Below are 26,902 nucleotides of genomic sequence, written 5' to 3'. Positions count from 1 at the left end.
TCGCAGATTTCGGCGTACGGGAGCTCGCCAGGCCTTCCGTCGCGCCGTCCTTCGGAGGCATATCGCCTCCGCCCGCCGTTGATCGCGGAGGGTATCGTCGTATAGCGTCCTGGCTTAGGTTCGCGCGGCTGGGGAAATTGCGGTCTGAGTGTGGCTCCGGCGACACTTACGCAACCAACCGGCCTTGATATAACGATGCTGGGTCAATTGGCCGCAGCACATAGGGCAACGAGAGGGCTCTGATTATGAAGTTGAAACTCCTGGCAGGGGCCGCTCTGGCTGCGGTGTTCACCGCGACCGGGGCCGCTGCGCAAGTCGGCTGGTACGGCGCCGTCGACCTCGGCTACCACTGGCCGGAAAGCCTTGAGGCGAGCTCGTCGGCCAACGCGGCCAACGGCATCCCCTATAACTGGGACTTCAACCAGGAAGATGACTGGGCCGGCTTCGCCCGGCTCGGTTATCAACTGAACGACAACTGGCGGGTCGAGCTCGAGCTCGGCTACCGCGGCGGCGACATCGAGTCGGTCCGCGGCGGCACCAACCAGGCTGTCGTCGGCCTCTGCACGCCGGGCGTGACGCGCACCGCCGCCGCCCCGACCTGCAACTCGCCGGACGGTGACGTGACCTCGTGGACGGTCATGGGCAATGTCATCTACGACTTCGCCCCGGGCTCCACGATCAATCCGTTCATCGGCGCCGGCCTCGGCGTGAACCACGTCAAGATGGACGTCACGGGTCAGTTCTCGAACATCCCGGGCGTGATCTCGGCGGCCAACCCGGCCATCCAGAACCTGTCGATCGACGACGACGACACCGCCTTCGCCTGGCAAGGCATCGCGGGTCTCGCCTGGCGGGCCACGGACCGGCTGAACGTCGACCTGACCTACCGCTACCTGGGCGGCTCGGACCTGGACTTCGCGTCCACCGGTTCGGCCAACCTGCAACCCGGCGTGTTCAGCGGCGAATACCGCGACCAGTCGGTGACCCTGGGCCTGCGTTACTCGTTCGCCCCGCCGCCGCCGCCGCCGCCGCCCCCGCCGCCGCCGCCGCCCCCGCCGCCGCCTCCCCCGCCGCCGCCGCCGCCGGCTCCGGCGTTCGAGGCCCGCCAGTTCATCGTCTACTTCCCGTTCGATCAGTACATCCTGACGCCGGAAGCCCAGACGGTGGTCACGGAAGCGGCCAACTACGCGCGTAGCGGCAACGCCACCCGCGTCGTGGTGGTCGGCCACGCCGACACCTCCGGCTCGCAGGCCTACAACGTCCGCCTGTCGGAGCGCCGTGCGAAGGCCGTGGCCGACGCGCTGGTCTCCGCCGGCATCAACCAGACCTCGCTCTCCGTCGACTGGAAGGGTGAGACGATGCCTGCGGTCGCCACCGGCGACGGCGTGAAGGAACCGCTGAACCGTCGTTCCACGATCGACATCAATCCCTGATCTCGATCCCCGACGGCAAAGTCGGAACGTTAGCGGGAGCCCGGCCGAAAGGCCGGGCTCCTTGCGTTTGGGCGCCTTCCTTCCGCTGCGCGCGGGGAAGGAAGATCGTCAGACCGGCAACTGCGTCGTGGACTTCACCTCTTCCAGCACGGCGTAGGTGCGGGTCTCGCGCACGCCAGGGATGCGCACCAGCACCTCCTCCAGGAAGGCGCGCCAGGCGGCGAGGTCCTTCACCCGGGACTTGATCAGGTAGTCGAAGCCGCCGGCGACCATGTGGCACTCCAGCACGTCCGGCGAACGGCGCGCCGCGGCGGCGAAGGTGTCGAACACCTCGGGCGTCGTGCGATCCAGCACCACCTCCACGAAGATCAGCACCCCGCGGTCCACCTTCTCGGGATCCAGCAGGGCGGCGAAGCCGGTGATGTAGCCCGCCTCCCGCAGCCGCCGGACGCGCTCGGAGCAGGCGGACGGCGAGAGGTTGCAGCGATCGGCCAGTTCGGCGTTGCTGATGCGACCGTCGGACTGCAGCGCCCGCAGCAGGCGGCGGTCGGTGTCGTCCAGCCGCACGTTGTTCGCCATCTCACCCCCTTCACCGCAGATCTTCAGGCTAGTCCTCCGAGAGACGTAGCACATGCGGCGAGATTGGCGTTACGCCGTAGGAAGTTGCGCAGGAGCCTGCCCGTGCCGTTCGACTCTCTCGACGACCTGAAGTTCATGGACGAGCGTGCGGCGACCGCCGCCGCCCTCGAGTCGCCGCCGCTGTCCTTCGAAGAGCGCGGCCAGGTGCGCGGCGAGGCCGAGGCCCTGGTCCGCGCGGCCCGGCGCTCCGCCGACCGGCAGGGCGTGGTGGAGAGCTTCCTGCAGGAGTTCAGCCTGTCCACCCGCGAGGGCCTGGCGCTGATGTGCCTGGCCGAGGCCCTGCTCCGCACCCCCGACGAGGAGACCCGCGACCGTCTGATCGCCGAGAAGATCTCGTCGGCCGACTGGGCCAGCCACGCCGGCCGGTCCGACTCCTTCCTGGTCAACGCCTCCACCTGGAGCCTGATGCTCACCGGCAAGCTCATCGAGCCGGACGACCAGGCCCGCCGCGACCTGCCGGGGTTCATCAAGCGCCTGGCCGGACGCCTGGGCGAGCCGGTGATCCGCCGGGCGGTGGGCGCCGCGGTGCGCATCATGGGCGAGCAGTTCGTGCTGGGGGCGACCATCGACAAGGCGATCCGCCGCGCCGCGCAGGAAGGCTTCGTCTGCTCCTTCGACATGCTGGGCGAAGGCGCCCGCACCGACGCCGACGCCGACCGCTACGAGGCGGCCTACGCCCAGGCCATCGCCACGGTCGGCAAGCAGGCCGGGGGCCAGGGCCCCGAGGCTGGCCACGGCATCTCGGTGAAGCTCTCGGCCCTGTCGCCCCGCTACGACGCCCGCCAGGCTGAGCGGGTCTGGACCGACCTCTATCCGCGCGTCCTGCGGCTCGCCGCCCTGGCGGCCGAGGCCGACATCAACTTCACCCTCGACGCGGAAGAGGCGGACCGGCTGGTGATCTCGCTGGAGATCCTCGAGCGGCTGGCCAACGCGCCGGAGCTCGGCGCCTGGAAGGGCCTCGGCCTCGCCGTCCAGGCCTACGCGAAGCGCACGCCCAAGGTCATCGACGCCGTGGCCGGTATCGCCCGGACAAGCGGCCGCCGGCTCATGGTCCGCCTCGTGAAGGGCGCCTACTGGGACTCCGAGATCAAGCGGGCCCAGGTGGCCGGCCTGCCGAGCTATCCCGTCTACACCACCAAGGCGGCGACCGACGTCTCCTACCTGGTTTGCGCCCGCGCCCTGCTGGCGGCCGCCCCGCACCTCTACGGCCAGTTCGCCACGCACAACGCCCACACCCTCGCCGCCGTGCGCCTGATGGCGCGCCAGGCCGGCCTCGCCTGCGAGTTCCAGCGCCTGCACGGCATGGGCGAGGCGCTCTACGCCGCCGCCCAGGACCGCTACGGCGCGTTCCCGCTGCGCGTCTACGCCCCGGTGGGCAGCCACGAGGACCTGCTGCCCTACCTGGTCCGCCGCCTGCTGGAGAACGGCGCCAACACATCCTTCGTCCACGCCCTGCTCGACGAGCGCACGCCGGTGGAGAAGGTGGTCTCCGATCCGATCTCGGCCGTGGAATCGACGGGCGGCGCGCCGCACCCGCGCATCCCGCTGCCGGTCGACCTCTACGGCCCGTCGCGCCGCAACTCCTTGGGCCTCGACCTCACCGTCGCCGCCGACCGCGCGCGGCTGGCCGCGGCGCTCGCGGCGCTGCCGCCGCTGGAAGGCGGCCCGATCGTCGGCGGCAAGCTGGCGCCCGGCGACGGCGCCCAGCCCCGTGTCTCGCCCGCCGACGTGAGCGTGTCCGTTGGCCGCGCCGCCTCCGCCACCCTGGCCGACGTGGACGCCGCCTACGCCGCGGCCCGCAAGGCCCAGCCGGCCTGGGACGCGCGCGGCGGCGAGGCCCGCGCCAAGGTGCTCCGCGCCATGGCGGACGCGCTGGAGGCGCACCGCGACCGGCTGATCGCCATCTGCGCCCGCGAGGCCGGCAAGACCCTGCAGGACGGCATCGCCGAGGTCCGCGAGGCGGCCGACTTCTGCCGCTACTACGCCAGCCTGGCCGAGAAGCAGTTCGCCCACGGCGAGACCCTGAAGGGCCCGGTGGGCGAGACCAACCGCCTGTTCCTGCGCGGCCGCGGCGTCTTCGCCTGCATCAGCCCGTGGAACTTCCCGCTGGCCATCTTCACCGGCCAGATCGCCGCGGCGCTGGCCGCCGGCAACGCAGTGCTGGCCAAGCCCGCAGAACAGACCCCGCTGATCGCCTGCGAGGCGGTGCGGCTGTTCCATGGCGCGGGCCTCGACCCCGACCTCCTGCACCTGCTGCCCGGCGACGGCGCGGTGATCGGCCAGGCCCTGGTCAGCCACGAGGGCTGCGACGGTGTGGCCTTCACCGGCGGCACCGACACCGCGTGGGCGATCAACCGGACGCTCGCCGCGCGCCAGGGTCCGATCGTGCCCTTCATCGCCGAGACGGGCGGGCTGAACGCCATGTTCGTGGACACGACCGCGCTGCGCGAGCAGGTGCTGGATGACGTCCTGCTCTCCGGCTACGGCTCGGCCGGCCAGCGCTGCTCGGCGCTGCGCCTGCTGTTCCTCCCGCACGAGACGGCTGACCAACTCATCGAGGGGCTGATCGGGGCCATGGACACCCTGGTGGTCGCCGACCCCGCCGATCCCCGCACCGACGTCGGCCCGGTCATCGACGCCGAGGCCCGCGACATGCTCGAGGCGCACGTCCAGCGCCTGCAGAAGGACGCCAAGGTCCTGCACCGGATCGCCGCTCCGGCCGGCGGGCACTTCTTCGCCCCCACCTTGGCGGAGATCCCCGACGCGAGCTTCCTTGGCAAGGAGGTGTTCGGGCCGATCCTGCACGTCGTCCGTTATGACCCCACGGACCTGCCGAAGGCGGCGGGCCCGGTGGCGGCCGCCCGCTACGGCCTGACGCTGGGCGTGCACAGCCGGCTGGAGTCCTTCGCCGAGGCGGTGCAGCAGGCCGTGCCGGCCGGCAACATCTACGTGAACCGCTCGATGATCGGCGCGGTGGTGGGCGTCCAGCCGTTCGGTGGCGAGGGCCTGTCCGGCACCGGGCCCAAGGCGGGCGGGCCGCACGCCCTGCTGCGCTACGCGGTGGAGCGGGCGGTGAGCGTCAACATCGCCGCCCAGGGGGGCGACCCGGCGCTGCTGAACCTGGACGTGTGAGGCCTAGGAGCGGGCCTGCGACGCCGCGGCCCCGCCGTCGGGCGCCCGGGAGCTGGACGCCGTCCGCGGGCCGGGCCGGCCTAGGCGGTTCAGCTTGCGCAGCAGCGGCCGCTCCAGCCACCGGTGGATGGCCAGGCCCACGGCGATCGACAGGCCGATCCCGAGGGCCATCAGCACCAGGAACTGCGGCCAGCCGTCCAGCGGCAGGGGCTTGCCCCGCCAGTAGACCACCGCCAGCACCAGGGTGTGGAACAGGTAGATGGCGTAGCTCGCGTCGGCGAGCGCCAGCGCCGGCCGCACGGGCCGGTCGCGCAGGCGGGTCTCCAGCGCCATCACCCCGGCCACCAGGGCGCCGCTCGCCACGATCACGGCGAGCTTCGGCAACAGCACCCAGGGCGTGAAATGCGCCGCCAGGACCACAGCGCCCAGGGGCGCCAGCGGCCAGGCGCGGTCGAATCCGGCCACCCGGTCCCGCGCCCAGGCGATGATCAGCCCGGCCAGGAAGGCCAGCAGGATTGGGCTGGTGTAGGTCTTGAGCACCGCCTGGTCGGGGGAGAGGACGAAGCCCGCCGTCACCGCCAGCACCAGGGCGCCCATGGAGAACGCCGCCACCCGCCGGACCGCCAGGCCGAGCGCGAAGACGCCGTAGAAGAACATCTCGTAGTTCAGGGTCCAGCCGGGGACGAGCACCGGCCAGATGTGGCCCGTGTAGCTCTCGCTCTCGTGCGGGATCATCAGCAGGGAGAGCGCGAGGTCACGGCCGCTCGGCAGGTCGAGGTCGCGGTAGGCCAGCCACGCCACGAAGCTCAGCGTCGCCAGCCAGTAGAGCGGCACGACGCGGATAACCCGGCGGCGGGCGAACTCCAGCGGGCTGTCGTCGCGGGCGGCGGCGAACATGATCACCCCGCTGATGACGAAGAAGATCTCCACGCCTGCGGTGAAGTCCCAGCCGGTCAGCGGATTGAACAGCCACGGCCGTGGGTTGCGCGCATGCGCCACCAGCACCAGCAGCGCGGCCAGCGCGCGCAGGTACTGGATCCCCACCAGGGTCGTGCGTTGCGGTGCGTCCCCCATGGCCTCTCACTATCACGGGATGGTGATCGTGGAAGCCGTGGCGAACGGGCGCGCCCCGAGGCCCCTCGGAACGCTCAATCCCTAAGCGCGCCCCCGCAACGGGCCTTCGCGCGTTCTAGGCCCGGGACGCCGCGCTCGCGCCGGCGTGAGGGACACGAATGACGCTTCAGCAAGGTCTGGCCTTTGGCCTGATCGGGATCACCATCGTCTGCTTCATCTGGGGGCGGTGGCGCTATGACGTGATCGCGCTGACCGCGCTCGTGCTGGGGGTGGCGATCGGCGTTGTCCCCGCCGAGGACGCGTTCTCCGGCTTCTCCAACGACGTCACCGTCATCATTGCCTGCGCGCTGGTCGTCAGCGCCGCCTTCGCGCGCTCCGGCATCGTGGAGACGGTGCTGCGGCCGGTGCTGCCCTACCTCACCAGCGCCCGGACCCAGGTGCCGCTGTTCACCGCCGCGGTCACCCTGCTGTCGATGGTGACCAAGAACGTCGGCGCGCTGGCGATCATGATGCCCATCGCCCTGCAGGTGGCGAAGCGGACCAACACCGCGCCCTCCTGCCTGCTGATGCCCATGGCGTTCGGCTCGCTGATCGGCGGCACAGTCACCCTGGTGGGCACCTCGCCCAATATCCTGGTCTCGGAGGTGCGCCAGCAGATCCTGGGCGAGCCGTTCGGCATGTACGACTACGCCCCCGTCGGGCTGGGGATCACGGCCATCGGCCTCGTGTTCCTTTCTTTCGCCTACCGGCTGCTGCCCCGCTCGCGGGTGACGGCCGAGACGCTCGACGCGGCGCTCGACGCCGCTCCCTATTTCACCGAGGTGGAGGTCCCCGAGGACTGGGCGGTCGACAAGCGCACCGTGCGCCACCTGCAGACCCTGGCGCAGGGCGACGTCACCGTCATGGCCCTGCTGCGTGGCGGAAAGCGCCGCTCGGCGCCGCATCCCAACACCCGGGTTCAGCCCGGCGACGTGCTGCTACTGGAAGGCGAGCAGCAGGCGCTGGACGACCTGATTCAGCGCGCCAAGCTGAAGCTCACCCGTTCCGACCGCCCCGTCGCCATGGAGGAGCCTACCGAAGAGGTGCGGGTCGTGGAGTGCGTCATCGGCGCCGATTCCCTGCTGGTCGGCCGCACGGCGCAGCAGGAGGACCTCTACGGTCAGCACGGGGTGAACCTGCTGGCGGTCAGCCGGGCCGGCTACCGCACCACCCGCGAGCTGCGCACCGTGCGCCTGCGTCAGGGCGACATCATCGTGTTGCAGGGCGGCGAGCGGACCCTGCCGGGCGCGCTCAAGACCCTGGGCCTGCTGCCGCTGGCCGAGCGCGAGGTCCGGCTGGGCGGGATCCGCCACCGCGTCGCCCCGGCTCTGATCCTGCTGGCCGCCATGGTGCTGGTCGCCTTCCGGGTGGCCCCGGTGGCCATCGCCTTCTTCGCCGCCGCCGTGGCCATGGTGCTGATCGGCGCCATCCGCATGCGCGAGGCCTATTCGGCGCTCGACGGGCCGGTCCTGGTGCTGATCGCCGCCCTGATTCCCGTCTCCGACGCGATCCGCGCCACGGGAGGGGCGGAGCTGATCGCCAGCGGCCTGGCGGAGGCCTTCCGCGGCCAGCCACCGATCCTGGCGCTCGGCACGATGATGCTGGTGGCCATGGCGGCCACGCCGTTCCTGAACAACGCCGCCACCGTGCTGATCGCCGCCCCCATCGGTGCGGCCCTCGCCCAGCTCCTCGGCCTGAGGCCCGACCCGTTCCTGATGGCGGTGGCGCTCGGCGCGGCGTGCGACTTCCTGACGCCCATCGGCCACCAGTGCAACACGCTCGTCATGGCGCCCGGCGGCTACAAGTTCGCCGATTACCCCAGGTTGGGCGCCCCCCTGAGCCTGCTCGTCCTGGTTGCCGGAACCCTGCTCATCTCGATGGTCTGGCCGCTGCAGGGCTGAGCAAGCGGATCACAGTCGTGTGAACGGCTCGGCGCCCGCCGCCTCAAACGCTTGATCCGACAAGGGGCGGTTAGCCTGTTAACCTCTGGTTTACGAAAAAAGCCTGGGGGCGGACGGTCCGCCTCATTGACGACTCCTTAGCCACTGTGTCCCCATATGTGGGCTGTTGGAGTGCTGAGGCACACAACATGTAGGGGCAGCACCGGAACCGCGGCGGGGAGCGCCGGGTTCGTTGAGGGGACGGGTCGAGGACGATGAGTGAAGCGGCGAAAGTTGGGATCGTCGAACAGGCCGGCCGCGCGGAAGGCCGCGCCGAGCGTCCGCAGCTCCAGCTCGTCCGCAAGGTCGAGGTGGATCGCGCGCGCGACGCGCTGTTGACCGACTTCGGCAAGACCACCCTGGAAGACCGCTATCTCCTGCCGGGCGAGTCGTACCAGGACATGTTCGCCCGGGTGGCGACCGCGTTCGCCGACGACGCCGACCACGCCCAGCGGATCTACGACTACATCTCCAACCTGTGGTTCATGCCGGCCACGCCGGTGCTGTCGAACGGCGGCGCCAACCGCGGCCTGCCGATCTCCTGCTTCCTGAACGCCGTGCCGGACAACCTCGACGGCATCGTCAGCGTCTGGAACGAGAATGTGGCCCTGGCCTCCAACGGCGGCGGCATCGGCACCTACTGGGGCGGCGTCCGCTCCATCGGCGAGAAGGTGAAGGGCGCCGGCCAGACCAGCGGCATCATCCCGTTCATCCGGGTGATGGACTCCCTCACGCTCGCCATCTCGCAGGGCTCGCTGCGCCGCGGCTCCGCGGCGGTCTACCTCGACATCCATCACCCGGAGATCGAGGAGTTCCTGGAGATCCGAAAGCCGTCGGGCGACTTCAACCGCAAGAGCCTGAACCTCCACCACGGCCTGTCGATCACCGACGAGTTCATGGAAGCCGTCCGTGACGGCGCCATGTTCGGCCTCCGCTCGCCCAAGACCGGCGAGGTCATTCGCGAGGTGGACGCTCGCTCGCTGTGGCAGAAGATCCTCGAGATCCGGCTGCAGACCGGCGAGCCGTACCTGATCTTCTCCGACACCGTGAACCGCGCCATGCCGCAGCACCAGCGCGAGCTCGGTCTGTCGGTGCGCCAGTCCAACCTGTGCTCGGAGATCATGCTCCACACCGGCAAGGACCACCTGGGCGAGGAGCGGACCGCCGTCTGCTGTCTGTCGTCGGTCAACGCCGAGAAGTTCCTGGAGTGGCGCGACCACCCGACCTTCATCGAGGACGTGATGCGCTTCCTCGACAACGTGCTCGAGGACTTCATCACCCGCGCGCCGCCGGCCATGGCCAACGCCGTCTACGCCGCCCGCCGCGAGCGGTCGGTGGGCCTGGGCCTGATGGGCTTCCACTCCTTCCTGCAGGCGCAGAACGTCCCGTTCGAGAGCGCGCTCGCCAAGAGCTGGAACATGCGCCTGTTCAAGACGCTGCGCCGCGGCTGCGACGCCGCCTCGCGCAAGCTCGCCGCCGAGCGTGGGCCCTGCCCGGACGCTGCCGACCGCGGCGTCATGGAGCGCTTCAGCCACAAGATCGCGATCGCGCCTACGGCGTCGATCTCGATCATCTGCGGCGGCACGAGCGCCGGCATCGAGCCGATCCCGGCCAACATCTACACCCACAAGACCCTGTCGGGCTCGTTCGCGGTGAAGAACCCCTACCTGGAGCGCCTGCTCGACGAAAAGGGCCAGAACACTGCCGCGGTTTGGGACTCGATCCTCGAGAACGAGGGTTCGGTCCAGCACCTCGACTTCCTCACGCAGGACGAGAAGGACGTCTACAAGACCGCCTTCGAGATCGACCAGCGCTGGGTCGTTGAGTTGGCGGCGGATCGGACTCCTGACATTTGTCAGTCGCAGTCAGTAAATCTCTTCCTGCCCGGAGATATCGACAAGTGGGATCTGCACATGTTGCATTGGTCTGCTTGGGAGCGGGGGTGCAAGTCGCTGTATTACCTGCGGTCGAAATCGGTGCAGCGGGCGGCGCACGCGGGCGGCGAGGGCCTGGCCGTGGTCGAGATGACCACCGAGGGCAAGACCGACTACGAGGAATGCCTCGCCTGCCAATAGTTGAGGCGTTAAGGTTAGCTTGAGCAATACGAGGAGGCCGCGGGCGACCGCGGCCTCTTTTTTGTGCGTTATTCCCTTGCCAGCCGCGGATTTCAGGGCGAGCGTCTGGTGTCCGGAACAAGTTCGCCGTTTGCGGCTTAGCTTGTTCGTGGAACACTAGGGCTGAACCACGCGTCACGACGTGGGCTGGGAGATAACAGGATGCGGCGACTGGCTTTCGCAGCCATCGTGCTTTCCATGGGCGGCGCAGGGTCTGCGGCCGCGCAGGCGCACCCGTCGGCTCCCCACTCCTCGGCCAGGGCGCTGAACCAGGCCGCCTTCGCCGAGCGCGAGGCGGTGGTCGCCGGCCACCCCACCCGGTTCAGCAGCGGCGAGGTGCAGATCTCCAGCCGCAGCAAGGGGCCGGTGGATTCGCTGCGGGTCAGCGTCGCCGGCGTCGTCGACGGACCGGGCGGCCTGCCGACGGACCCGGCCCGCGCGCGGTTCGAGGCCCGCGACTACGACGTCAGCCTGATCCGCACCTGGCCCGCCGCCGTCAGCTTCGAGGCCGGCAAGTTCGACCTCGACGTCTCGCCGCACGCCGGCGTCGGCGTGGGCAACCGCGGCGGCTCGGCCGAGGCCGGCGCCGAGGTCCGCCTGTCGGCGCCCAAGTCGCGCGAGGAACGCGCCGTCGAACAGCTCAAGGACATGGGGGTCGGCGACGGCTCGCGCTTTGGCGACCAGGGGCGCTGGTACCTGTTCGCCGCCGCCAGCGGCCGCGCCGTCGGCCTCAACATGCTGCGCAACGAGGGCGACTGGGACCGCGCCGGCTGGACCACCGACCCGACCTCCCAGCTCGTCGGCGACGCCCAGGTGGGCGTCGGCTGGCGCAAGGGCGCGGTGCAGACCTCGTTCGGGGTCGTCCACCGCGAGGTGCGCGGCGAGAACATGATCTTCGGCCAGAAGACCCAGGACGACACCGTCGCGGCCTTCACCTTCGCCATCCGTCCGGGGCAGTAGCTACCCCTCCCACCCGTCCTCGAACGGGAACCGCTCGGCCCAGAGGCCGGCGAGCCGCGGGTCGGCGTCCACGCGCCTCACCACCTCGGCCATCTTCGGCGCGACCGCGTAGAACCGGCGGCGCCGCGGCGTCCAGCGGGACACCACCGTCACATAGAGGTCGAGGACGCCCAGCCGATCGCCCAGCAGATAGGTCTGCGGGCTCACCTGGCCGTCCATCATCCGCCAGCAGTCGGCGATCCGCCCGGCGGTGCGGGCCTTGATCACCTCTTCCGCCGCCGGCCCCTCGGCCAGCCGGGAGGGAATGTCGCGCACCCAGTACATGGAATAGATCTGGGCCGGGATGTAGGCCATCCAGCGCAGGAACTGGGCCCGCGCCGGGTCGCCGGGCGCCGGCGCCAGCCCCGCCTCCGGGTGCTGCTCGGTGAGCCACAGGAGGATCGCCGCGCTCTCGGTCATCAGCTCGCCGGACGGCAGGACCAGGGCGGGCACCTGCGCCAGCGGGTTCAGCTTTACCAGCCGCGGATCCTCGTGGGCGAAGACCCCTTCCTTCAGGTCGACCCGCTGGTAGGCCTGGCCCATCAGCGTCAGCGCCGCCTCGACGACGGTCGAACCCCAGCCGGGGGCGCCGTAGAGCACATATCCGTCAGCCATGTTCGTCCCCAGGTTCTTCACAACATCTTGGGCGGCTGCGCCAACTTGGCGCTAGATGTTGTCCCAAATCGGCGCCACCCTGTCGCCCTATCAAGCTCACGATCTGTGCGTAGGGGAAGCCGCCAGTGACCCAGTCGACCGCCACGTCCGCGACCCGCCCGCTGCCGGGCCTGCTCACGCCGTCCTACGCCTACAAGCCGTTCCGCTATCCCTGGGCCTACGACTTCTGGAAGAAGCAGCAGCAGGTCCACTGGATGCCGGAAGAGGTGCCGCTCGGCGAGGACCTGAAGGACTGGGCCTCCAAGCTCAACGACCGCGAGCGCAACCTGCTCACCCAGATCTTCCGATTCTTCACCCAGTCGGACGTCGAGGTGAACGACAACTACATGGAGCGATACAGCCGCGTCTTCAAACCCACCGAGGTGAAGATGATGCTGAGTGCGTTCTCCAACATGGAGACCATCCACATCGCCGCCTACGCCCTGCTGCTCGAGACGATCGGCATGCCGGACAGCGAGTTCACCGCCTTCCTCGACTACCAGGCGATGCGCGACAAGCACGACTACATGCAGCAGTTCGGGGTCGACACCGACGCCGACATCTGCCGGACCCTGGCCATGTTCGGGGGCTTCACCGAGGGGCTGCAGCTCTTCGCATCGTTCGCCATGCTGATGAACTTCCCGCGCCACAACAAGATGAAGGGCATGGGTCAGATCGTGAGCTGGTCCGTGCGCGACGAGAGCCTGCACTGCGAAGGCATCATCAAGCTCTACCACGCCTTCAACAAGGAGACCGGCGCGGTCACCAAGAGCGTCGCCGACGACATCGTCGACTGCTGCAAGACGGTGGTGGGCCTGGAAGACAAGTTCATCGACCTGGCCTTCGAGGCCGGCGAGGTCCAGGGCATGACCCCGGACGACATCAAGAAGTACATCCGCTTCATCGCCGACTGGCGCCTGCGCCAGCTCGGTCTGCCCGAGGTCTACCAGGTCGGCAACGAGAACCCGCTGCCCTGGCTGCAGTCCCTGCTCTCGGGCGTCGAGCACGCCAACTTCTTCGAGGCCCGCTCCACCGAATACTCCAAGGCCGCCACCCGCGGCCAATGGCACGGCAACGAAGGCGTCTGGGCGAGCTTCGACGCCATGATGGCGAAGCGCAAGGACGGGGAGCTGGTCGCGGGGGAGTAGGGGGCCCCTCGCGTCGAACCCGACCGGCGAATGCTGGCCTTTCTGGGCCGGCGCCGCCTCAGTTCTCGTTCAGCCCGAACTCCCGGGTGTGAAGGCGATCCTTCCAGCGTGTTTCGAGCAGAATCACCTCCTCGGCTGCCATGTCGGGCGAGGTGCGCTGAAGGATGCTGAAGCGGAGGTCGGCGGGATCCGATTGGCGAAGGCGGACGTTGCCGCCGTGTCCGGTGGCGGCGTAGTTCGACCAGCGGCCCAGCAGGTTCTCCGCGCCGTAGGCCGACCCGACGTAGCCGAGCTGCCGACGCACGTCGAAGATGAAGTAGACGCCGCGCCACTGGGCGAGCGCCGCGCGCCAGCTTGCCGGCAGGAGCCGCAGGTCCGCCCAGCTCAGCACCAGTTCGTCCCACGCGGGCATCGCGCGGACGAGCTGGCTCTCCTCGCTGATCGCGGCCACCGGGATCGTGTTGCGGGCCGCCCAGCGGAACCAGGAGCGCTCCAGTCCCGGCCAGGTGAGGACGAGGCGGCCGCTCCAGTGGGCGAGCCGATCGGTAAGCCGCAGATCGAAGAGCAGCGGCTCGGGGGCGCCGGGCGCGAGGCCCTGCATGCCATAGGTCCGAAGCTCCTGGTTCTCGGGGATCGCCCAGAACTCGGCGTGGGTGATCCGCCGAAAGCTCTCGATAGCGTAGACGCCAGTGAACAGCGCCTGCTTGGGGGCGTGCCCAATGCAGGAGACCACCGTGCGCGCCCGGGTCATCGCCGATTCCATGCGCACCCAGTGGGTCTGCTGGTAGGCGCGCAGCAGGTCCGGCCGCTCCGCGGCGATCCAGGTGAAGACCCGCCTCAGAGCGGGCTCCTGAGGCCGATGGCGCGCCACCAGCGTCGATCCCGGATCGATCCCGTTCGCGACCAGGACCGTGTTCAGGTCGATCATGCAACGACCGCGGTGGGCTCGAACAGCCAGCCCAGCTCCTTGGCCGCCAACACGGTCCGATCCTTCGGCTTGCGGGCCATGGCGGCGAGGACGGTGGCCTTCACGTCGTCCACGGCCGGCAGCGGGGCGGCCCATTCGAGAGCCTCGTATTCGTCAGGCCGCCCGGGCGGCTCGTGTCCGGCCGGAACCCACTGGTAGAGCTGGTAGCTGCGATAGCGGAGCAGGCGGCGAACCTCTTCGCTCGTGTCTGTGAGCTTGGCGATGAACGCGGGCGTCATGCAGAGGTTCGGCAGCGCCGTGTAAGCGTCGACGTCGAGGCTGGCCGCATAGACGTGGTTGAACTGGGTGTCGGGGCCCCGCCGCGAAAGCCCGTTGGCCCACAGGAAGGCCGAGGTAGGGCTGCGGTTGTCGTCGAGCAGGACGCGCCGGCTCTCGTGCACGTCGATCTGGCCGACGCGACGCGGGTTGCGGATCGACGGGAACAGCGCTCGGCCGTCCGTCTGGCGCACGGTAAGCGGATGCGAGAAGAGCGTCAGAGAGGCCACCGCCTGGGCGATGGTCCTGTACTGGGAGGCCGCGATGATCGCCTCCAGGGCCGCGCGGCCGTCGAGCTGGAAGTCCACCAGGGTGCGGGGGCCGGTGCGCGGCTCCAGCAGCCCGGGACGGCGGGGCGCCGGGCGCGGGGGCAGAGGTCGGGACGCCTGCGGCTCCTCGTCAGCCGCGGCAGGTGTCGGATCGACCGCCGCGTCGCCGTCACCATCGCGGTACCGGCGATACCAGAGAACCGAGCTCTTATAGGACGCCAGGTTGTTCCGGATGTTCCCGACGAAGGGGATCTTCGTGGGGTTCGGGCGCCCCCGGCGTTCGTCTTCCGTGGAGTAGGTCAGCGCCTCGATGAGGCTGCGGCAACGGTCGCGCTCGTAGTGGCCGTCGAGGTCGCCATAGTGCTCCTCGACCCGGCCGCTGCGATGGAGCTGCGAGATGATCGTGTTCTCGCCGTAGCCCTGCCGACGCAGCCATTGCTCGTAGTTGCGCCGCATCGATCCTCCGCAGGCTGATCTCCGGCGGCGATGCGAGCCCGCCGACCGTGCCAAGTCAAGGACGGGTACGGAGCGGCGGGAGAGACTTGCACCTCTCCCGCCGCTGCGCGGGGGAGGTGTAGGCTGCAGCGACGCAGGAGACGCCGCCATGACGGCCTATCTGGTGCTCGACTTCACGGTGCACGACCGGGCGGGGTTCCTGCCGTACGTCAGGGCGATCCCGGCGTTCATCGAGAAGCATGGCGGGCGCTACGTCGTGCGCGGCGCCGAGCCGACGGTGATGGAGGGCGACTGGGCGCCGGAGCGGCTCGTGGTGCTCGAATTCCCGTCCCGTCAGGGGGCCCAGGCCTTCCTGGCGGACCCCGAGGCGCAGCCGCTGTTCGCCATCCGGCATGCGACGACGACCAGCCGGCTGGTGCTGGTGGACGGCTGCGAGTGAAGACTGAGCGGTCGCTCTCCACCTCTGTCATCCCGGTTTTCGCGGCGCGCGAAAGACCGGGACCCCTTCGCGCCTGAGCCGCCGGAAGGCGCGGCGGCTCGGCGGGTCACAGGGGCGCGCGCGGAGATCATGGGTCCCGGTCTTCGGCTGGCGCCGAAACCGGGATGACAGGAGGGGTGGGAGGTGACGGGGGCGCGGCGAGCGCGGCGGCGATGTCAGGGTGCAGGGGGCCTTCGTCGAGGAGAGCGTGGCCGAGGTCGTGCCAGTGCGGGTTGTCCGCCTCGATGAGGCGGACCTTCCACTCGCGGCGCCAGCGCTTCAGCCGCTTCTCGAAGCGGATAGCTTCGGCGACCTCCTGGAAGGCGCGGGACCAGACCAGCCGGTCCACGGCATAGCGCCGGGTGAAGCCGGGCACGGCCTTCTCGCGGTGCTCGGCGACACGGCGGCCGAGGCTGTTGGTGACGCCGACATACAGCGCGCCGTGCCGGCGGCTGGCGAGCATGTAGACCCAGTAGGTCATTCGGGCAGGCGATACCCGGCCGCCGTGGCCGTCAAGCTTCTCTTCCCGTCGCTCTCCACCTCTGTCATCCCGGTTTTCGCGGCACGCGAAACACCGGGACCCATTCGCGCCTGAGCCGCCGGAAGGCGGCCGCGCCTCCACGCGTCATGGGCGGCCGCTGCCAGGTAGCGGCTGGCAGCCCCGGCGGCGCCATTCGCCGGCGAGGCGGTCGCGTTCGGGCGACGCCGGCGGGAGGTCGGCGGTGAGGCGTTGGGCGTGGGCGCACCAGCCGCCGTCGACGATCCATTGGCGGCGGGCGGCGGCGCAGGCCTGGGCGAAGGGCGCAGCGACGGCGGCGGGCAGGGGGCGGAGGTCGATGCTGGCGCCGTCCAGGAGGATGCGCGACGGGACGGGGCGGGCGAGGGCGGCCAGGATCTCGCCGTCGAGACTGCGGGCGGCGTAGGCGAGGGGACCCTCCTCGACCCGGCGATCCATGGGGATGCGGGCCTCGGCCAGGACCAGAACGACGGGCTCGGCCCGGTGCGGCGAGATGGGGCCGGTGAGGACCAGGTCGGCCCCGCTGGCGCAACTCAGGCTCCAGCGGCCATCGCCGTTGAAGATCTCGATCGAGGCCGGATCCCCACGGACGAAGCGCCAGTCAAGGCGGGCGGGATCAGGGCCGCTGCGCTGCGGTTGGCGACCGTCCCGAGCGAGCCCCAGTCCGATCGCCAGGGTGGCGGCGAAGGGCGCGAGCCCGACCGCCAGCGCCAGGAGCCAGACGCCGCGCTCGCGATGCTGCCACGCGAGAGCCACGAGGCTGACGAGCGCCAGCAAGGGCCAGAAATGGAAGAACGGAGCCCAGGGCAGGCGCTGGTCGGTGAGCGGATTGGTCAGGAGCGCCAGGAAGCCGACGAGCAGCAGGGCGGCGAGGTGGAGCAAGATCACCGCGGCGAAGCCGAGGGGCTTCAGCCAGGGCGGGCGGCGCCGGGCGGCGGGTCTGGCGGCGGTGTCCACGACGGCGATGCGAGCGCGGCGCAGGCCGAGGTGTCAAGCGCTCGCCGCCTCGGGACGAGCGGAGGGGCGGCGCCGTTGCGACCGCCTCTGACGCATGGCCGTGGCAGGGTCGCGGCCATGACCTACCGGTTTCCCTTCAAGGCGCATGTGAAGCTCGCGATCGTCGAGCGGCTGAAGGGCGGGGAGACGCTGGCGGCGATCTGTGCGGAGGCGGAGATGCCGTCCACCGTGCTGGTGCACGGCTGGGCGCGGGCTGACCCGGTGTTCGCCGAAGAGGTGCGGGCCGCGCGGGCGCTGGCGGAGGCGCGCCGGCTGGTGGTCGTGGACGCCGCTAAGGTCCGGGAGATCCTGCGGCGGGTTGCTGCGGGCGAGAAGCTGCACCTGATCCTGCAGAAGACGCCGGGGATGCCGAGCCGCGAGACGATCAAGCACTGGCGCGGCCAGGACCTGTTCTTCGATTCCGAGCTGCGTTCGATCTGGAGCCGGCGGCGCGAGGGCGTGGCCCGCAAGCCCGTGCGCGCTTTCGGCCAGGCGGCGGCGGACAAGATCCTGATCCGCTCGGGGCGCGGCGGGAAGCTGCGCGACATCCTGCGGTCCGACAAGGCGTTCCCCTGCCTCGCGGTCCTGGAGCGCTGGCGGCGTGAGCAGCCGGAGTTCGACGCGGAGCTGAAGGTCTGCATGCGTTTCGGCAAGGCCGCGCGGAAGAAGGCGCAGGTGGACGCCCTGAAGCCCGACATCGTGGACGCCCTGCTCGAGGGCGGGTCGCTGCGCAGCCTGGCGCGGGGCTGGGCCGCGGCGGGCCGGCGCGACCGTCCGTCGTTGCGGACGCTCTACAACTGGGTGGCCACGCGGCCGGACTTCGCCGGCAGCCTCGCGCTCGCCTGCCGGATGCGGGACGAGATGCTGATCGACCGCCTCTGCGAGGCCGCCATGGCCGTGACGTCGCAGAACGTCGCGGAGATGCAGCCGGAGGTGAAGCGGGCGATGGCCCGCCAGGGTCGGCTGGCGCGCGGCCTCGGCCGCAAGTGGGCGGACGAGGCGAGGGTCTGCGACTAGGTGGGGGCCTCCCGGCCTCTCCCCGCCGCGCAGGCGCGGGGGGAGAGGGGGAGGAGGCGGCCTGCGGATCAGGCCTTAGCGGCGGTAGCCGTAGCGGTCGTAGCCGTAGCCGTAGCGGCTGTCGGTGCGGCCGTAGTAGCGGCCGTCGGTCCGGTAGCGCGGGGCGTAGTAGGGCTGGGCCCGGCGATAGCTGTAGCCATTGCGGTAGCGCTTGTTGTCGTCGTTGCTCTTGTCGACGGCGTAGCCCAGGGCCGCGCCGGCCGCGGCGCCGATGGCCACGGTCTCGCCCTTGCCGTTGCCGACCGCCGCCCCGGCGACGCCGCCGATCAGGGCGCCCAGCAGGGCGCTTTCGGTCTTGGACGTGCCCGCGGCGGCCTGGGTGGCCGGGAGGGCGAGCGCGCCCGCCGCCGTCAGCGCGATCGCGGCCTTGGTGATGGTCTTGTTCATGGCTCGTCTCCTTTGCCTTTGCGCCGGTCCCGGGTTTCCCGGGAGCGGCGACCTTGGAGGAGACCCTAACGGCGCGGGCCTGAACCCAATCGGAGCCCGTCGTTCATCTGGGCGACAGGTGCGGAGGCCGGCCTCAGGGCGCCTGCGGGACCCAGAGGAAGGCGTCGCCGCGGGCCTCCACGTGGCCCACGCCCGGGTAGGGGAAGTGGGGGCTGTAGAGCCTCAGGCCCTCGGCGGCGGCGCGCTGCAGCAGGGCGCGGCGGCTGGCCTCGGCGCGCGGGGCGTCGGTGTCGTAGTCGATGGTCCAGTCCGGCCGCTGCACCGAGATCACCTCGTGATGGGCGCTGTCGCCGATGTAGAGCAGGCGGTCCTTGCCCGTGCCGATCTCGTAGGCGCTGTGGCCGGGGGTATGACCGTTCACCGGCACGGCCGTGACGAGGCCCGGCAGGATCACGGCGCCCGGGGCGAAGGCGGCGAGCTTCGGCGCGATCGCCGCCACGAGCGCGGCCTGGCTGCGGTTGGCCTGCAGGGCGGCCCATTCGGGGGCGGCCATGTGGATGGCGGCGTTGGGGAAGGCGAGCCCGCCGCCCTTGGCCAGCAGGCCGCCCACGTGGTCGAAGTGCCCGTGGGACACGAAGATGTCCGTCACCTGCCCGGGCTCCACCCCCGCCGCCTTCAGCGACGCCGGGAGCCTGCCGGCCTTGATGAAGGTGGCGTCGCCGGCCCCCGTGTCGAACAGCAGGATGCGCGGGCCGGCGCGGACCAGCAGCGGCTGGATGCTGAGGTCCAGCCGCTCCGTGGACAGGCCGTTGGCCCGCAGCACCGCCGCCACCTCGGAGGGCGGCCGGCCGAGGCCGAAGGTCTTGCCGTCATTGGGCACGCTCATCGTCCCGTCGAGCAGGGCGGTGGCCTCGAGCCTTCCGATCCGGAAGCGGGTGGCGGCGCCCGGCTCCTCCGCGGCGGCGGCCGGGATGGCGGCGAGGGCGAGCAGCGCCGCGAGGCGCGCAGCGGTCCTGAGGAAGGTCATCGGCGGTCTCTCCGGTGAAGCCTGCCCGGAGATAGGCCGGCGACGCGGCCCTGGCCAGCGCCGCCGCCGCGGCGCTCAGCCGGTCCTCTAGCCAGCGCGACGCCAGAGGGCGAGCTCGTCCAGCACGTCCGAGACGATCTGGTCGCGCACCATGCCGGTGAGGTCGCGCCGCCGCCGGTCCGGGCCGATGCGCGCCAGGAGCCGCCATTCCCGGCTGCGGCGGCCCTCCGGGGCCTCGAGGTGGCTGAACGCCGGCAGGGCGCGGGCCTCCGGGCGCAGGACGTAGCGGAAGGGCTGGCCTTGGCCGGTGTCCACCGAGAGGCTGGCCTCGCTCTCGTCGGTGGTGAGCCGCGGCGCATAGAGGCCCTCGGCGCTGAGCGCCTCTGCGACATCCTGCAGGGCCGGTGCGCCCTCCTCGGTCAATTGGCGAAGGATGTCGGCCCGGCGGGGCGGGGCGAAGATCTGCTTGATCCGCTCGCGCAGGGGCGCCGCGTGCTGGCTCACTGGCACGCCGGCCACGTCCGCCGCCACCTGCCGCAGGAGCCCGGCGGCCAGCAGGATGATGATCACCGCGAAGGGCAGGGCGGCCACCAGGGTCGCTGCCTGGAGCGCGCCAAGCCCGCCGGCGAGCAGCAGCAGGGCCGCGGCAGCGCCCTCCAGCGCGCACCAGTAGACCCGCTGCCAGCGCGGGGTCTCGTCGGCCCCGCCGGATGCGATGGTGTCGATCACGAGCGAGCCGGAGTCGGCGGAGGTGACGAAGAACACCGCCACCAGCAGGACGGCCAGGGTGGAGGTGATCGCCGCCCCCGGCAGGTGCTCGAAGAACCGGAAGATGGCGGTGGACAGGTCGGCCGTGACCGCGCGCGAGATCTCGCCGGCCGCCGACCCCATGTCGAGGGCGATGGCCGTGTTGCCGAAAACGGTCATCCACAGGAAGGTCACCCCCGTCGGGACCAGGAGGACGCCGACCACGAACTCGCGGACCGTGCGTCCGCGGGAGATGCGCGCGATGAACATGCCCACGAACGGCGACCAGGCGATCCACCAGGCCCAGTAGAACAGCGTCCAGTTGGCCATCCAGCCGCGCGGCTCGTAGGCGTAGAGGTTGAAGGTGCGGATGAAGAAGTGATCGAGGTAGAGGCCGAAGTTCTGCACGGCCGCCTTGATCAGGAAGCCGGTTGGCCCGACCACGAAGACGAACGCCATCAGGGCGAGGGCCAGGACCAGGTTCAGCTCCGAGAGGCGCCGGACCCCGCGGTCCAGGCCGGTGAGCACCGAGACGGTGGCCGCGCCCATGACCGCCACGATCAGGCCGACCTGCACCGCCGCGTTGGTCGGCGCGCCGAGCAGGTAGGCCAGTCCGCTGTTGATCTGCGCCACGCCGAGACCCAGCGAGGTGGCGATCCCGAAGAGCGTCCCCCAGATGGCGAAGATGTCCACGGCGTCGCCGACCGGTCCGCGGATCCGTTCCCCGAGCAGAGGATAGAGGCCGGAGCGGAGCGTCAGCGGCAGTCCCTTGCGGTGGGCGAAGAACGCCAGGCTGAGGCCGACGATGGCGTACACCGCCCAGGCGTGGACGCCCCAATGCACGAAGGTGATGACCATGGCCTCGCGGGCGGCGGCGAAGGTGCGGGGCTCGGCTTCCGGCGGCGCGGCGTAGTGCTGGATGGGCTCGGCGACCGCGAAGTACATCAGGCCGATGCCCATGCCGGCCGCGAACAGCATGGCCAGCCACGAGGGGTAGGGGAAGTCCGGCTCGGCGTCCTCCGGGCCGAGCTTCAGCCGGCCGCCGGGCCCCAGCGCCAGGGCGAGCACTACGAACAGGAAGCCGGCCACCGCCACCACGTAGAACCAGCCGAAGGTGTCGATCACCCACGCCTGGGCGCGCTGGAACGCCGCGTCCGACGCGCCGGGGGCGAGGACCGCCACCGCCAGCAGCAGCGCCACGATCATGCTCGCGCCCCAGAAGACGCGCGGGTTCATGCTGGTCCTGGGCATTGCGCCTCCGGGATGCGCGCCGCGACGGCTCCGCGGCGCGTGCGGACCACCCGGCCGGACGGACCGCACGCGAACCGGCGCCGTTCAGCGCCGCCTGTGCTTTACGAACGGCGGGGCGGCCGGTTCCGGGCTCATCCGCCGGCCGCCAGCCGCTCGGCGATCTGCACGGCGTTCAGGGCCGCGCCCTTGCGCAGATTGTCGCCGCTGACGAACAGGGCGAGGCCGTGGGCGACGGTGGGGTCGGGGCGGATGCGGCCGACGAACACCGGGTCCTGGCCGGTGGCGGCGAGCGGGTTCGGGACGTCGGCCAGCACCACGCCGGGGGCTGCGCCGAGCAGGGCCTGGGCCTCGGCCGGGGTGATCGGCCGCTCGAACTCGGCGTTGATGGAGAGCGAGTGGCCCGTGAACACCGGCACGCGCACGCAGGTGCCGGAGACCGGCAGGCCCGGGATCTCGAGGATCTTGCGGGTCTCGTCGCGGAGCTTGAGCTCCTCGTCGGTGTAGCCGTCCTCCACGAGGCGATAGTTCAGCGGCACGACGTTGGCGGCCAGGGGAACGGCCCACTTCCGGGCCGGCAGGGCGATCGCCGCGCCGTCGCGGGCGAGGTCGGCGGCCGCGTCGCCGAGGGCGGCGAGGCCGGCGGCCAGCTCCTGGATGCCCGCCACCCCCGCGCCGGAGGCCGCCTGGTAGGTGCTGACGACCAGGCGCTTCAGCCCGGCGGCCTCGTGCAGCGGCTTCAGCACCGGCATGGCGGCCATGGTGGTGCAGTTGGGGTTGGCGACGATGCCCTTCGGGATGCGGGCGAGCGCGTGCGGATTGACCTCGGCCACCACCAGCGGGACGTCCGGGTCGCCGCGCCAGGCCGAGGAGTTGTCGATGACGACCGCGCCGGCCGCCGCCACGCGCGGGGCGAGTTCGCGGGAGGTCACCCCACCGGCCGAGAAGAAGACCATGTCCAGGCCGGCGTAGTCGGCGCCGGAGGCGTCCTCCACGGCGATGGTCCCGCCGCGCCAGGGCAGGGCCTGGCCGGCCGAGCGGGCCGAGGCGAACAGGCGGAGCGCGGCGACGGGGAAGTCGCGTTCGGCCAGCAGGTCGCGCATCAGGCCGCCGACGAGGCCGGTGGCGCCGACGACGCCGACGTTCAGGGGGCGGGAAGCAAGCGGATGGGGCGGCATGGTCTCACGTGTCCTTCTTTGGGGAAGGCGCGGGGGTGAGGCCGGTGTCTGGTTGGGATGGCCGCCCCGCGCGTTCCGCGGGGCTTGGGTCGGATGCTCGGCGTCAGACCGCGCGCGCACCCGTCCACGCCCCGCTGGTGCGGGTCGTTTTGCGGGTAATCGCTTTGGTGGCGGCCATCGGCATCGGGGCGCTTGTAGCGGCGCCTTGGCCGTCCGTAAACTGCGGCGCTGAACGGAGCGGAGAGGCGGCCATGTCCGAGGACCCCCAGCCGGCGCTGCTCGCCGGCGGCAATCCGCAGATCCCGAAGGGCCACGGCGAGGCGCCGGTGCAGGCCTACATCGCCGCCATGCCGGGCTGGAAGGCGGACGTCGGCCGCAGGATCGACGCCATCGTCAGCCGGACGGTCCCGGAGGTGAGGAAGGCGGTGAAGTGGAACTCGCCGCTCTACGGCCTGGACGGCAAGACCTGGTTCCTGAGCTTCCATTGCTTCGACCGCTACGTGAAGGTGGCCTTCTTCCGCGGCGCGGCGCTGGAGCCGGTCCCGCCCGAGCCGTCGAAGACGCCCAGCACCCGCTACCTGCACGTCCGCGAGGGCGAGGCGCTGGACGAGGCGCAGTTCGCCGACTGGGTGCGGCAGGCGAGCCGCCTGCCCGGTGAGAAGATGTGAGGAGCCTCCGATGACCGACACCGCCGAGATCCCCGCCGCCCGCCGGATCGACGCCCGCATCGCCGAGCTGGGCGACTGGCGCGGCGAGACGCTGGCCCGGGTCCGCGCCCTGATCCACGAGGCGGTCCCGGACGTGGTCGAGGAATGGAAGTGGCGGGGCGTGCCCGTCTGGTCGCACGCCGGCATCCTGTGCACCGGCGAGACCTACAAGGCGGTGGTGAAGCTGACCTTCGCCAAGGGCGCGTCCCTGCCGGACCCGGCCGGCCTGTTCAACGCCAGCCTGGAGGGCGGAACGCGCCGGGCCATCGACATCCGCGAGGGCGAGGCGCCCGAGGCCGAGGCCTTCAGGGCGCTGGTGCGCGCCGCGGCGGCCCTGAACGCCGAGAAGCCGGCCCGCCGGCGCTGACCCCCGCGACGGATCGTCCGTGTACCCGCCGGCTGGCGGCCGGTATGGTCCCCGGCCATCGCGGCCGGAGTCCGGACATGACCAGATCAGGCGCCTCGGCGCTCGCGCTCCTGCTGGCCATCGGCCTCGCCGGCGCCGCCCAGGCCCGGCCGGACCCGCTCGCCGTCGACTGGGCCGACAAGCCCGACCGGGCGCAGGAGCTCGCCGCGCTGGCCAGGGTCCGCGGCCGTCCGGCGCGGGCCGCCGCCCGCTGCACGCCGGAGGCGGACGGCCGGCTGCAGGCCTGCCGCACCGTGCTGGAGAGCCCCAAGCGCTCGGGCGCCGCCGAGGCGCTGCAGGCGCTCGTGCCGCTCTACCGCCTGCGTCCGGGCGCCCCGACGCCGGAGATGCTGGACGGCGACGTGATCGTCTCGGTCTCGACGCTGGAGGTGGACGTCCCGCCCGCCTGGCCGGACGAGGACGGGAGCTTCGCCATCCGCTGGCCGCCGGGGTCGCTGGCCAAGGCCGGCGGCGAGGTGCTGATCGACTGCATCGCCGGCCGCACGGGCTCGCTCTACGACTGTCAGGTGCTGGCCGAGACGCCGGCCGACCTCGGCTTCGGCTGGAAGGCGCTGCGCCTCACGCCGTTCATGCGCCTGACGCCGGCGCGGAAGGACGGCAAGCCGGCGCAGTCCAACGTGACCTTCCCGCTCCGCTTCCCCGCCGCGCCCTGACGCGCGAAAGGCGACCGCGCGCGCCGGCTGGAGTAGAAGCGGGCCTGGTGAGCGTGGAGCGGCGGCGATGGCGGTTGCGGCAGGGTGGATCGACGACCGGTGGATCTACAGCAGCGATCCGGCGCAGAGCGGGCGCTACTGGATCCACGACGGCTGGGTCTGGGGTCCGTTCGACGACGACGCGGCCCGGGCCTCGCCCCCGAGCACCGGCTACTGGATCGCGAACGGCTGGATCTTCGGCCCGGAGGGCGCGGCGGACGTGGACACCGGCTTCTTCATCCGCGACGGCTGGATCTACGGGCCCTCGCCCTTCCTGCCGTTCTACCCCCGGCCCGGGACGCAGACGCCGCGGGTGGCGGGCGGCTGATCGGCGGTGGCGGCCGGCGAACCCGACTGGCTGGGCCGTGCGGCGCGGGCGGCGCAGGCGTTCCGCGCCACCACGGCCGGGGCGCGCGGGGCGGGGCACTCGGTCTATGTGGTCCTGCTGCACGACCCCCGCCGACGTGAGCCCTGGGGGCTCTATGTGGGCCAGACGTCGCGCGATCCCGACCTGCGGTTCGACCAGCACAAGGCCGGCTACAAGGCCAGCGGCGCGGCCCGGCGGCACGGCGTGCGCCTGCTGCCCGAACTCACCGCCCACCTGAACCCCATGAGGCGGTGGGAGGCCCTCGATCTCGAGGCGGCGCTGGCCGAGGCCTTCCGCGCCGCGGGCGTGCCCTGGGTCGAGGGCGGCCACTGAAGGCGGCCGCCCGGCGGACCGGGCGGCCGGCGGGTCGTCAGTAGAAGTTGAGGTCGTTCGAGGTGAAGCCGGTGAAGCCGACGAGGACGATCCCGTCGCCCTGGCCGAAGTCGATGAGCGTGTCCCCGTCCTGGACCGCGACCGTGTAGTTGGTCGTGCCCGCGGACTTCACGGCGATCTGGTCGCCCTGCTCGCGATGGTAGTCGTAGATGATGTCCCAGCCGCCGTTGGCGCCCACCAGGAAGGTGTCGGCCCCCAGCCCGCCGGTCAGGTAGTCGGTGCCCGTGCCGCCGTCGAGGGTGTCGTTGCCGTCGCCCCCGTCGAGGATGTCGGTGCCGTGGACGCCGTCGGCGCGGTCGTCGCCGCCCTGGGCCCAGATGGTGTCGTCAGAGGAATAGCCGACCAGCCACTCCCCCTTGTCGGTCCCGTAGAGCGTGTGTTTCCAGTCCCCTTGCTTCGGTTCCCATTTGGCCATTTCACTGATCCTGTCGAAGTGCGTCCCTCCGGCTGCGGAGACATTTTGAACAGCCGGTTTGTTTCTGCACGGTCGAACTGGACCATTTCACAAGGCCGTGTCCGGCCCTGGCGGCGGCGAAACGGGGTTGGCGCTCCCGGCGGGGAGGAGGGGTGCCGGGAGCGCCTTCCGTGCCGTTCGGCTTAGCGGGTCAGGCCACCGAACAGGGTGCTGACCGAGCCCAGCTCGGCGCCGGCGGTGTCGCGGGCGCGGAGCGAGCCGCCGAAGGTGTAGCGGACGCCGATCTTGAAGGTGTCGGCGTCGGCGTCGAAGTCGTCGAACTCCAGGCGCTGGTAGCCGCCGAACACCGAGAACGGCGTGCCGGCGAACTGGTATTCGGCGTCGGCGCCGAAGGTCCAGGCGTCGAGGTCGCCCGCCAGGTCCTGATCGGCGGTGATGTAGCCGACGTTGCCGGCGAGCTTGAAGTTCTCGCTGACGTACTGGCGGATCTCGCCACGAACGGCCCAGGCGTCGAGGTCGAGGTCGTCGGCCTTGCCGTAGCCGAGCTGGCCGTAGAGCACCGTGTTCGGCGCCAGGTCGGCCTGGGCCTCGGCGCCCACGCCCCACAGGGTGTCGCCGTCGCTGGTCACGAAGCCGGCGAAGCCGCCGACACGCGCGCCGCCGAGGTTGGTGTTCAGGTGGCCGGTGGCGGTCCAGACGGAGTCCGCATCCTCGGCGTCGCCGAACGCGCCGTCGACGGCGACGCCCAGGCCGTTGCCCGTGGTGAAGGCGGCCGCGCCTTCGATTTCGAAGCCGTCGGACTCCACGTCGAAGCCGCCGACGTCGCCGTCGGTGCGGGCGTAGTTGGCGCCCACGTGGCCGACGGTCTGGGCCTGGGCGGCGGCGGCCGACAGCAGGGCCACGGCGGCCACGGAAGCGGTGAGAACGATACGCATAGACTTATCCCCTTTCGGTTTGGGAGCGGGGATCTAGGGAGCGTCGCCGTGGCCATCAACGGCAAAGGCCGTGCTTCGGGATGCTGGAGAAAGGGGTGTGCTTTCTCTGCCACCCCCTCTTGCGGGGCGGGAATTTGCGCCTAAGGCAGCGCTGCGCGGCAAGTTCGTGCC

General features: G+C 71.2%; 26 protein-coding genes. 13 read left to right on the top strand and 13 right to left on the bottom strand.

Annotated elements, in window-relative coordinates; all coding sequences use genetic code 11:
• The first annotated feature begins 245 nt into the window (after positions 1-245).
• On the top strand, positions 246-1,433 hold the full coding sequence (locus ACE3Q8_RS05040) for an OmpA family protein (protein ID WP_374469153.1): 1,188 nt from the start codon (positions 246-248) through the stop codon (positions 1,431-1,433).
• A gap of 108 nt (positions 1,434-1,541) precedes the next feature.
• Here ACE3Q8_RS05040 and ACE3Q8_RS05035 read toward each other — a convergent pair whose 3' ends face one another.
• The gene (locus ACE3Q8_RS05035; protein ID WP_374469152.1) at positions 1,542-2,012 is read right to left on the bottom strand and encodes a winged helix-turn-helix transcriptional regulator; all 471 of its coding nucleotides are present in this window, start codon (positions 2,010-2,012) and stop codon (positions 1,542-1,544) included.
• Between the two features lie 135 nt (positions 2,013-2,147).
• On the opposite strand from ACE3Q8_RS05035, the gene putA reads away from it, so the two are divergent.
• A complete protein-coding gene (gene putA, locus ACE3Q8_RS05030; RefSeq protein WP_374469326.1) occupies positions 2,148-5,204 on the top strand; it encodes a bifunctional proline dehydrogenase/L-glutamate gamma-semialdehyde dehydrogenase PutA in 3,057 nt (1,018 codons plus the stop codon).
• Positions 5,205-5,207: 3 nt separating this feature from the next.
• Here the strand turns inward: putA and ACE3Q8_RS05025 are convergent, their stop codons facing one another.
• Positions 5,208-6,278 carry an acyltransferase family protein gene (locus ACE3Q8_RS05025; protein ID WP_374469151.1) on the bottom strand — a complete coding sequence of 357 codons (1,071 nt, stop codon included), beginning with the start codon at positions 6,276-6,278 and terminating at the stop codon, positions 5,208-5,210.
• A gap of 158 nt (positions 6,279-6,436) precedes the next feature.
• Between ACE3Q8_RS05025 and ACE3Q8_RS05020 the strand changes: the two genes are divergently transcribed.
• From ACE3Q8_RS05020 to ACE3Q8_RS05010, 3 genes are all read left to right on the top strand, one after another.
• Positions 6,437-8,218: an SLC13 family permease gene (locus ACE3Q8_RS05020; RefSeq protein WP_374469150.1), complete on the top strand. Its 1,782-nt coding sequence runs from the start codon at positions 6,437-6,439 to the stop codon at positions 8,216-8,218.
• A gap of 254 nt (positions 8,219-8,472) precedes the next feature.
• Positions 8,473-10,332 (top strand): ribonucleoside-diphosphate reductase subunit alpha, encoded by a 1,860-nt coding sequence (locus ACE3Q8_RS05015; RefSeq protein ID WP_374469149.1) that lies wholly within the window; start codon positions 8,473-8,475, stop codon positions 10,330-10,332.
• Positions 10,333-10,533: 201 nt separating this feature from the next.
• Complete coding sequence (locus ACE3Q8_RS05010; RefSeq protein WP_374469148.1) at positions 10,534-11,331, top strand: lipid A-modifier LpxR family protein; 798 nt, start codon at positions 10,534-10,536, stop codon at positions 11,329-11,331.
• On the opposite strand, the gene ACE3Q8_RS05005 is transcribed toward ACE3Q8_RS05010, so the two are convergent.
• The gene (locus ACE3Q8_RS05005; protein ID WP_374469147.1) at positions 11,332-11,985 is read right to left on the bottom strand and encodes a glutathione S-transferase family protein; all 654 of its coding nucleotides are present in this window, start codon (positions 11,983-11,985) and stop codon (positions 11,332-11,334) included. It lies immediately after the preceding gene.
• A 161-nt stretch (positions 11,986-12,146) separates the two neighbouring features.
• Here ACE3Q8_RS05005 and ACE3Q8_RS05000 point away from each other — a divergent pair, with 161 nt between their 5' ends.
• Positions 12,147-13,172, top strand: a complete 1,026-nt coding sequence (locus ACE3Q8_RS05000) for a ribonucleotide-diphosphate reductase subunit beta (RefSeq protein ID WP_374469325.1) — start codon at positions 12,147-12,149, stop codon at positions 13,170-13,172.
• Between the two features lie 58 nt (positions 13,173-13,230).
• Here ACE3Q8_RS05000 and ACE3Q8_RS04995 read toward each other — a convergent pair whose 3' ends face one another.
• Both ACE3Q8_RS04995 and ACE3Q8_RS04990 read right to left on the bottom strand, forming a co-directional pair.
• Positions 13,231-14,100 carry a GIY-YIG nuclease family protein gene (locus tag ACE3Q8_RS04995; protein ID WP_374469146.1) on the bottom strand — a complete coding sequence of 290 codons (870 nt, stop codon included), beginning with the start codon at positions 14,098-14,100 and terminating at the stop codon, positions 13,231-13,233.
• Entirely contained in the window at positions 14,097-15,140 is a 1,044-nt protein-coding gene (locus ACE3Q8_RS04990; RefSeq protein ID WP_374469145.1) for a hypothetical protein, read from the bottom strand. The genes ACE3Q8_RS04995 and ACE3Q8_RS04990 overlap by 4 nt, the downstream gene beginning before the upstream one ends.
• Before the next feature lie 148 nt (positions 15,141-15,288).
• Between ACE3Q8_RS04990 and ACE3Q8_RS04985 the strand changes: the two genes are divergently transcribed.
• Positions 15,289-15,579: a DUF1330 domain-containing protein gene (locus ACE3Q8_RS04985; protein WP_374469144.1), complete on the top strand. Its 291-nt coding sequence runs from the start codon at positions 15,289-15,291 to the stop codon at positions 15,577-15,579.
• A gap of 127 nt (positions 15,580-15,706) precedes the next feature.
• On the opposite strand, the gene ACE3Q8_RS04980 is transcribed toward ACE3Q8_RS04985, so the two are convergent.
• Both ACE3Q8_RS04980 and ACE3Q8_RS04975 read right to left on the bottom strand, forming a co-directional pair.
• Complete coding sequence (locus ACE3Q8_RS04980) at positions 15,707-16,099, bottom strand: GIY-YIG nuclease family protein (protein WP_374469143.1); 393 nt, start codon at positions 16,097-16,099, stop codon at positions 15,707-15,709.
• Positions 16,100-16,243: 144 nt separating this feature from the next.
• Complete coding sequence (locus ACE3Q8_RS04975; protein WP_374469142.1) at positions 16,244-17,092, bottom strand: hypothetical protein; 849 nt, start codon at positions 17,090-17,092, stop codon at positions 16,244-16,246.
• A 117-nt stretch (positions 17,093-17,209) separates the two neighbouring features.
• Here ACE3Q8_RS04975 and ACE3Q8_RS04970 point away from each other — a divergent pair, with 117 nt between their 5' ends.
• Positions 17,210-18,148 (top strand): hypothetical protein, encoded by a 939-nt coding sequence (locus tag ACE3Q8_RS04970; RefSeq protein WP_374469141.1) that lies wholly within the window; start codon positions 17,210-17,212, stop codon positions 18,146-18,148.
• 75 nt (positions 18,149-18,223) lie between these two features.
• Here the strand turns inward: ACE3Q8_RS04970 and ACE3Q8_RS04965 are convergent, their stop codons facing one another.
• From ACE3Q8_RS04965 to ACE3Q8_RS04950, 4 genes are all read right to left on the bottom strand, one after another.
• Positions 18,224-18,595 (bottom strand): glycine zipper 2TM domain-containing protein, encoded by a 372-nt coding sequence (locus tag ACE3Q8_RS04965; protein WP_374469140.1) that lies wholly within the window; start codon positions 18,593-18,595, stop codon positions 18,224-18,226.
• A 133-nt stretch (positions 18,596-18,728) separates the two neighbouring features.
• Positions 18,729-19,622: an MBL fold metallo-hydrolase gene (locus ACE3Q8_RS04960; protein ID WP_374469139.1), complete on the bottom strand. Its 894-nt coding sequence runs from the start codon at positions 19,620-19,622 to the stop codon at positions 18,729-18,731.
• A gap of 87 nt (positions 19,623-19,709) precedes the next feature.
• The gene (locus ACE3Q8_RS04955; RefSeq protein ID WP_374469138.1) at positions 19,710-21,620 is read right to left on the bottom strand and encodes a BCCT family transporter; all 1,911 of its coding nucleotides are present in this window, start codon (positions 21,618-21,620) and stop codon (positions 19,710-19,712) included.
• 131 nt (positions 21,621-21,751) lie between these two features.
• Positions 21,752-22,795 carry an aspartate-semialdehyde dehydrogenase gene (locus tag ACE3Q8_RS04950; protein ID WP_374469137.1) on the bottom strand — a complete coding sequence of 348 codons (1,044 nt, stop codon included), beginning with the start codon at positions 22,793-22,795 and terminating at the stop codon, positions 21,752-21,754.
• A gap of 251 nt (positions 22,796-23,046) precedes the next feature.
• On the opposite strand from ACE3Q8_RS04950, the gene ACE3Q8_RS04945 reads away from it, so the two are divergent.
• From ACE3Q8_RS04945 to ACE3Q8_RS04925, 5 genes are all read left to right on the top strand, one after another.
• On the top strand, positions 23,047-23,463 hold the full coding sequence (locus ACE3Q8_RS04945) for a DUF1801 domain-containing protein (RefSeq protein ID WP_374469136.1): 417 nt from the start codon (positions 23,047-23,049) through the stop codon (positions 23,461-23,463).
• Between the two features lie 10 nt (positions 23,464-23,473).
• Entirely contained in the window at positions 23,474-23,869 is a 396-nt protein-coding gene (locus tag ACE3Q8_RS04940) for a DUF1801 domain-containing protein (RefSeq protein ID WP_374469135.1), read from the top strand.
• A 77-nt stretch (positions 23,870-23,946) separates the two neighbouring features.
• Positions 23,947-24,582, top strand: coding sequence for a hypothetical protein (locus tag ACE3Q8_RS04935; protein WP_374469134.1), 636 nt, complete (start codon positions 23,947-23,949; stop codon positions 24,580-24,582).
• A 67-nt stretch (positions 24,583-24,649) separates the two neighbouring features.
• Complete coding sequence (locus ACE3Q8_RS04930) at positions 24,650-24,949, top strand: hypothetical protein (RefSeq protein WP_374469133.1); 300 nt, start codon at positions 24,650-24,652, stop codon at positions 24,947-24,949.
• Between the two features lie 6 nt (positions 24,950-24,955).
• Complete coding sequence (locus ACE3Q8_RS04925; RefSeq protein WP_374469132.1) at positions 24,956-25,321, top strand: hypothetical protein; 366 nt, start codon at positions 24,956-24,958, stop codon at positions 25,319-25,321.
• A 37-nt stretch (positions 25,322-25,358) separates the two neighbouring features.
• On the opposite strand, the gene ACE3Q8_RS04920 is transcribed toward ACE3Q8_RS04925, so the two are convergent.
• A complete protein-coding gene (locus ACE3Q8_RS04920; protein WP_374469131.1) occupies positions 25,359-25,796 on the bottom strand; it encodes a calcium-binding protein in 438 nt (145 codons plus the stop codon).
• Between the two features lie 182 nt (positions 25,797-25,978).
• Positions 25,979-26,731 carry an outer membrane beta-barrel protein gene (locus ACE3Q8_RS04915; protein WP_374469130.1) on the bottom strand — a complete coding sequence of 251 codons (753 nt, stop codon included), beginning with the start codon at positions 26,729-26,731 and terminating at the stop codon, positions 25,979-25,981.
• Positions 26,732-26,902 lie beyond the last annotated feature (171 nt).

Source organism: Phenylobacterium sp., assembly GCF_041913825.1.
In the GTDB taxonomy this organism is placed as follows: Bacteria; Pseudomonadota; Alphaproteobacteria; order Caulobacterales; family Caulobacteraceae; genus Phenylobacterium.
The sequence above is the reverse complement of the archived record's forward strand: the minus strand, read 5'-3'. Positions and strand labels throughout refer to the sequence as shown.